The organism is Methylobacterium sp. A49B (assembly GCF_053346215.1).
The window spans coordinates 1-5,569 of the sequence record NZ_JBKFBO010000122.1; the positions used below are offsets into that span (position 1 = coordinate 1).

Genomic DNA, 5,569 nt, shown 5'->3' on the forward strand with positions numbered 1-5,569 from the left:
CTCAGAGTTCGTCCGAGAAGTCAGGTTGATCGGGCGAGGCGTCGAACGAGGATCATGACAGCAGCGGCGTAGAGGAAGGCTCTTGCGGAGGCGAGGGTCCCTTCCGGATCTTTCCAGAGGCGTCGGTTGCGGCTGATCCAGGCGAAGAACCTCTCAACGACTCACCGGCGTTGATGAACAGAAAAGCCAACCTGATCCGGCGGCTTGCGCACGATCTCGACGGCGATGATCGTCACACTCGCGGCGCGGGCTTGTCGCCGGCATAGCCGGCGTCGGCGAAGGCCTTGGTGATGAACGGAAAGGTCTGGCGCGACAGGCGTAGCACCGGAACGGCTCCGTCCCGATCTTGCACGTCGGCAGGCTGCGGATCGAGGACGAGCGCACGCCCGTCCGTATCGACCAGCGCTTGGCGTTTGCGGCCCTTGACCTTCTTGCCAGCGTCGTAGCCGCGTGGCCCGCCGCGCTCTATCGTTTTGACGGTCTGGCTATCGAGCACCGCTGCCGACGGCGAGGCTTCCCGCCCGACACGCGCGCGATCGGCCATGACGAGGTGATGGTTGATCCGGCCGAACAGCCCTGTGTCGCGCCAGCGGCTGAAGTAGCCGAACGTGGTCGAACGCGGCGGTAGATCCTTGGGGATGAGCCGCCATGCGATGCCGCCGCGCAGGACGTAGAAGATCGCGTTCAGGATCTCTCGGGGCGTCCAGATCGGAGGTCGTCCACGCGGCTCCGGCCTCGGCATCAGGGGCGCGATCACCGCCCACTCAGCGTCGGTCAGGTCAGTTTCACAGCGTAGAACCGCACGGCTATGCTGCCGCCGGGTGGTCGGGGTCCACGTGGCGCTTCCAGGTTAGGCTTCAGCATCCCCCTGGAGTCATCGCCATTCCAGCCACTCAACCCCGCATCAGACCCTTATCGGACGGGCTCTAAGTCCGGCCTGCACCTACCACTGTATCACCATAGCCAGCGCTTCGTCGAGGAGGGCGCCCCGATAAATGTCCGACCTTCGCCGGTCGGGTCTCCGTAATGACTACCGCCCTGTCGCTGCTGGTCATCCGATCGAGGACCAAATGGCCTTCGCCCGACGCATGCCCTAAAACCAAGGCGGAGCCAAAAACAGATGCTTGCTCTCAGCCAACTCCCAACAAAATGCGGCATTCTCGTCGACCGCTTCCCCGGTACGAGCAGCCAACTTCGCAGTGTAGCGAGACGGAACGACAAACAACCGTCGGCTATCTTGCCAGCATCGCGTAAGTAGCCGCGCGACGTCCGCGCCAGCCTGATAAAGTTACCATCCAAAGAGCCCTTCGTTAAACCAGGATAGCGATCTCCAATATGAAAGAGCAAACTGCAACATCGATCAGATCAACGTCTCGGGCAACCCTGGTTATATCATGTCACTTGCGGACAAGTAAAACATCTACATCGTCACAATAATCCGACAAATAATCGTTGAAATTCCTCTAGTGCATCAAATCATGGACCGATGTACGTAAATGTTTGATGGGTAGGGGGGCTCACATTGAACTGTATGACTTACTTTTTGATAAGCTGGCGCCCCATCTGATGAACTCGAATATAAAGGTTTAAAAATGAAGACTGACCCGCTAAAAGCAATCCGTAATCTTATATTTTCTCGCTCATATGCCCCGATTAACTCTAAAGGCGAGAAATCAAAAGATAATGAGCTTTACAGCAAAAGGAAGGTCTTACTTCTTACAACCGGTGATCCAAGACACGACCCAAGACATAGCTGGATCGCCAATTTTGCGCCAAGCTTCATAAGGATCCATCAGGTAGGTACCACATCGGATGCAACGGAAGAGCGACTAGCCGACCTCAAAGGCGAGCCGTCGGTCCGGATCATCAATAAAAGACAATGGGACGAGACTGCAGCTCGCCAATGGATCGCAAGCTTGACGGATTCCCATGCAGCTGTACTGGCATTTAATGAGATTTTTTTTATCAATGATATTACCAAGCAAGATCGAGAAGAATTGCTAAATATGCTCGGAGCAAGCACCGAGACGGCTCGGCTGGGCAGTTTCATTTTTAATCTCCGCCAATTGCGAGACATGACAGCCACCCTTGTAGAGGCCTGCAGGTATGATCATGATGTATCAGCGATCATAGCGTCTGACCTCTTCTCCCTTCCAGCCGCATTGATTTTAAGCGGAATGCTTGGAGTGGGCGTTTTATATGACGCCCACGAGTACATGGCAGAGATAATTCCAGAATATGAACAGTTCGAAGTTAAATATTGGAGCAACCTCGAAGGCCGTTTGGTTAGTCAAGCCCGGTACTGCCAGACAGTCAGTGAGCCATTGGCAGCATTTATGACCAACTTATATTCGAAAAATTTCATTTCGATCCCGAACGCAGTCCCTCGGACGGCCGACACGAGACATCAAAAGACATCGAGACGCGACGGGTCGGTGCATTTTATCTTTTCTGGTCTATTCGGATCGGGCCGTGGATTGGAGCAGCTGATCGACTGCTGGGGTCATACTCCATCATGTGCAATACTCCGCCTCCAGGGACCGGCAAACGAATACCGAACGACTATGATCGAGAGATCGAGAGATCTGGGTCTTCTCGATAGCCGCATCTATTTCCCAGATGCAGTCCCCGAAGCAGATATACAATCTGCGATGGCTGAAGCCGATGTCGGCGTGATACCATACGAGGGCGTCACCACCAATAATCGCTTTTGCTGCCCCAATAAATTATCCCAATATATGTCAGTTGGGCTGCCAATATTAGCGAACGAAACTGTCTTTGTCGGAAATATTATTTCCGTAAACAGGCTCGGGGAAGTCGCTAATTTTCAGGACCAACCCGCTCTTGTCGGCGCCATCACACGTCTCTGTGAGGATCACGCAAAGCGAGAGGCCGCCGGTGCCAGGGCGCTGAAGTTTTTCTTGTCAACTTTCAATTGGCAGTCACAGAGCCGGCAGATGTATCTCCGGCTAAACATCCTCGTAGAACAAGGCGCCTTCAATGACGCGTAAATTCAGCCGTTGGAAAGAAATGCTTGTTCCCTATCGCGGTAAATCGACAACGCATGTGGATCGAGCATCTTATAACCTCGCGTATCCTGACGTCGCAGCCAGCGGCGTCGATGCCGTTGTGCACTACGAAACGTGGGGTCGTTTCGAGGGTCGTGTTCCAAGTCGTCAGGCGGTTATTTACGACATCATCACCGAATTATACATAAAACCTTTTAAGCGTTCGCTGCTGTTGCAGGGAGGCATGACATTTTCAACCGATCGGATCGGACAACTTAATCGCAGCGCCCTGCTTGCTGCACGGTTCGGTGCCCGCAAGTTTCTAGTACTTTTTACTCGAGCGATAAAAATTGAAGCATTGATAAGAAACCAATCCGTTATAAGCGGAGTTTACGATGTAGTTTCGGCAATGGACGCCGGAGTTTGCAGCAACGTTACAGTCTTCGACGATCAGCACGCATATACGTTTCAAGAACCTAGAATCGTAGATCAAGCATCAGAGCGCCCTGTACGCACCGTCAAAACGCCTGACCAGTGGGTCCGACAGATCGAGAATGCAATCGTCATTCCAAGTTTCCAAGTGACCAAAGGCAGAAAATTGGTCATCTACGAACCGGCGGCCGATCCCAGGAACGGATTCGTTGCGGGCATACAAAATAATATCGCACACATACGTGGCCAGGAAAATAAGGCCGTCGTCGTAGCGAGTCTTGATCAAACCCTGCATTGCAACGAAGCCATCCTCATTTGCGGAAGATGCAGCCCGAATTATTTTCATGTCTTTATTGAATATTTCTCGAAAGTAATACTCGTCGACCAAATTCACCATCTCAAAACTGTTCCTATTATAGTAGACGCAAAACTCTTTCCGCAAGAATTAGCGATTCTGGACATTCTTTCACCCGACAGAACGCATATAATAATCGACAATCGTACCGCAACTAGAGTTAGAAAGTTATATGTCGTTTCGACTCCCACATACCTGACAGATAATTTTCTTCAAAGACCGTGGGAGAATTCGGCGATATATACATCCACGATCGTCGGAATGCGGGACCGAATCGTGGAGAAGCTTGAACACGAGTCAGCTAACGGGCGTTCAGGCAAACTAATATATTTGGCTAGGCGGAGTGGGAGGACGGTCATCAACGGCGTCGAACTTGAAGAAATGCTCTCAAGCTTAGGGTTTGATATAATTTACCCCGAAGATCTATCCTTCGTCGAGCAGTTTTGGTTATTCCGCAATGCTGACTTGATAGTTGGTCCGCTCGGTGCAGCCTTTACGAATGTGATCTTTTGTCGTCCGGGGACTAAAATTATCGCCTTATCTTCGCCGCTGCTTACAGATTTTTGCCTGCAGTCGAATCTCGCCAAATTATCAGAATGTGATTACATTATTTTTTCTGGATCTCATCACCTCGTGACAGAGCCTACAGATGTGCAGAGACGAGATATTGACTTAGTGATGGATAATTTCTCCATCGATGTGGAAAAACTCAAAATCTATCTCCAGCGCGAGCTTTACTTGCTCGAGTCGGAAGGGTAAGATGATGATTGAATTCAGTTTTCTAGCGTAAATCGGAAAGCCCGACGGCGCGAATGTGCTCGGCAATCTTGAACCGTGCCCGATCTCAGAGTTCGTCCGAGAAGTCAGGTTGATCGGGCGAGGCGTCGAACGAGGATCATGACAGCAGCGGCGTAGAGGAAGGCTCTTGCGGAGGCGAGGGTCCCTTCCGGATCTTTCCAGAGGCGTCGGTTGCGGCTGATCCAGGCGAAGAACCTCTCAACGACTCACCGGCGTTGATGAACAGAAAAGCCAACCTGATCCGGCGGCTTGCGCACGATCTCGACGGCGATGATCGTCACACTCGCGGCGCGGGCTTGTCGCCGGCATAGCCGGCGTCGGCGAAGGCCTTGGTGATGAACGGAAAGGTCTGGCGCGACAGGCGTAGCACCGGAACGGCTCCGTCCCGATCTTGCACGTCGGCAGGCTGCGGATCGAGGACGAGCGCACGCCCGTCCGTATCGACCAGCGCTTGGCGTTTGCGGCCCTTGACCTTCTTGCCAGCGTCGTAGCCGCGTGGCCCGCCGCGCTCTATCGTTTTGACGGTCTGGCTATCGAGCACCGCTGCCGACGGCGAGGCTTCCCGCCCGACACGCGCGCGATCGGCCATGACGAGGTGATGGTTGATCCGGCCGAACAGCCCTGTGTCGCGCCAGCGGCTGAAGTAGCCGAACGTGGTCGAACGCGGCGGTAGATCCTTGGGGATGAGCCGCCATGCGATGCCGCCGCGCAGGACGTAGAAGATCGCGTTCAGGATCTCTCGGGGCGTCCAGATCGGAGGTCGTCCACGCGGCTCCGGCCTCGGCATCAGGGGCGCGATCACCGCCCACTCAGCGTCGGTCAGGTCAGTTTCACAGCGTAGAACCGCACGGCTATGCTGCCGCCGGGTGGTCGGGGTCCACGTGGCGCTTCCAGGTTAGGCTTCAGCATCCCCCTGGAGTCATCGCCATTCCAGCCACTCAACCCCGCATCAGACCCTTATCGGACGGGCTCTAAG

2 protein-coding genes and 2 pseudogenes are annotated in these 5,569 nt (G+C 53.9%); 2 read left to right on the forward strand and 2 right to left on the reverse strand.

The window, feature by feature from the left end:
• Positions 1-20 precede the first annotated feature (20 nt).
• Positions 21-778: pseudogene (locus tag ACLBX9_RS24940) on the reverse strand (IS5 family transposase).
• A gap of 814 nt (positions 779-1,592) precedes the next feature.
• On the opposite strand from ACLBX9_RS24940, the gene ACLBX9_RS24945 reads away from it, so the two are divergent.
• Together ACLBX9_RS24945 and ACLBX9_RS24950 are read left to right on the forward strand one after the other, a co-directional pair.
• Positions 1,593-3,011: a glycosyltransferase gene (locus ACLBX9_RS24945; protein WP_447720827.1), complete on the forward strand. Its 1,419-nt coding sequence runs from the start codon at positions 1,593-1,595 to the stop codon at positions 3,009-3,011.
• Entirely contained in the window at positions 3,001-4,554 is a 1,554-nt protein-coding gene (locus ACLBX9_RS24950) for a glycosyltransferase family 61 protein (protein WP_447720828.1), read from the forward strand. The genes ACLBX9_RS24945 and ACLBX9_RS24950 overlap by 11 nt, the downstream gene beginning before the upstream one ends.
• Positions 4,555-4,658: 104 nt before the next feature.
• Here ACLBX9_RS24950 and ACLBX9_RS24955 read toward each other — a convergent pair.
• A pseudogene (locus ACLBX9_RS24955) lies at positions 4,659-5,416 on the reverse strand (IS5 family transposase).
• Positions 5,417-5,569: the final 153 nt, after the last annotated feature.